2 protein-coding genes are annotated in these 1402 nt (G+C 66.0%); one reads left to right on the forward strand and one right to left on the reverse strand.

Going from position 1 to position 1402, the window contains the following annotated elements:
- On the reverse strand, positions 1-270 hold a 270-nt coding region (locus MBTS_RS23240; RefSeq protein ID WP_192216600.1), incomplete at its 3' end, for a cupredoxin domain-containing protein.
- A gap of 145 nt (positions 271-415) precedes the next feature.
- Between MBTS_RS23240 and MBTS_RS23245 the strand changes: the two genes are divergently transcribed.
- On the forward strand, positions 416-1402 hold a 987-nt coding region (locus MBTS_RS23245), incomplete at its 3' end, for a HAMP domain-containing protein (RefSeq protein WP_192216601.1).

Here is a 1402-nt window from a genome sequence, read left to right on the forward strand (position 1 = left end):
GACGATCTCGGCCTTGCCGCCCGGCTCCTGATCGCCGGAATCGTAATGGAACGTCGGCGAGTCGACATAGGCGTGATGCAGGAGATCGCCGTCGTCGTTGACGATCTGGACGGTCTCCCCCTTCTTGATCACCAGGGCGCTCGGCTGGAACGCCCGGCCCTTCTGCGAGATGCGGTAGACCTGTCCGGCCGCCGAGGCATGGAGGGCGAAGGCGGCGACGCCGGTGGCAACGAGGGCGAACGCGAGACCGAGTGAAGTGATGCGTCTCATGCCGTCCGCCGATACGATTTCGTCCTTTTGCATCCTTGCCGGTGCAAGTAAACAGCCTGTTAATTGGCCAAAATTTACAAAGATTTCAAGCCCGACTTAACTATTGCAGGCGAAGAATTTACGATGGCCGGATGAGACGAACTGGATGAAATCTATCTACGGTTGGAAATCTGCCAAGGCTGGCGAGAGGAACTGGCCGAGGCCCATCACCGCGGTCGCCTCTTTCGCGGGCACCATCCGCGGCCGGATTCTGGTCGCCTTTCTCATCATGAGCGCCATCACGGGCATCCTCGGATTGTCGGCGGCGTCAGGGATTCGCCGGGCCGACGAACTCGTGAGCCGGACTTTCGATCAGTCGCTCATGTCCATCAACTATGCGCGGGCCGCCGCCGCCGATTTCGCCAACATGCGCTCCCTGGAGGCCCGGCGGCGGATGAGCGCCGACCCCGGCGCGAAGGCGCAGCTCGAAGGCAGGCTCGACAGCCTTCGCCATGTCTTCGCGGAGGATCTCGCCGTGGCGGTCGAGCGCGCCCAGTCGAGCCGTGCGACCCAGGCGGCCCAAGCCGTGGAGCGGGCGGTGAAGGATTGGGACGCGGCCCGCTCCGTCCTCGCCGGCCGCGACACCCGGGATCCCGATTGGGACGCGGTCGACCGGCATGCCGGCGCCGTCGAGGAGCATCTCGACCTCTTCATCAACCACACCGCCGGCGACGGTTTCATCTACCGGCAGCAGGCCAGGGCCATCGTCGCCCGCGAGACCCAGATCAACCTCTTCGGCACCCTGCTGGCACTGCTGATGTCCGCCTCCGTCGCCTTCCTGCTGGCCCGGCGCATCATGCGGCCGGTGGCGGACGCCTCCATGGTCGCCTCGCGGATCGCGGCCGGGGACCTCAGCGTGACGATCCCGTCCGGCAGCGCGGACGAACTCGGCGCCCTCCTCGCCTCCATGGGCGTCATGCGCGACAACATCCGCCGGGCGATGGAGCAGGAGGTCGCCCAGCGCATCTCGGCGGAGGCCCATCTCGCCGACGCCCTCGAGACCTCCCTCGAAGGCATCGTCGTGGTCGACGAATCCGGCCGGATCGCGCTCATCAACGGGCAGGCGGAGGATTTCCTCGGATTCGGTCACGAG

The organism is Methylobacterium bullatum, assembly GCF_014845095.1.
Classification (GTDB): domain Bacteria; phylum Pseudomonadota; class Alphaproteobacteria; order Rhizobiales; family Beijerinckiaceae; genus Methylobacterium; species Methylobacterium bullatum.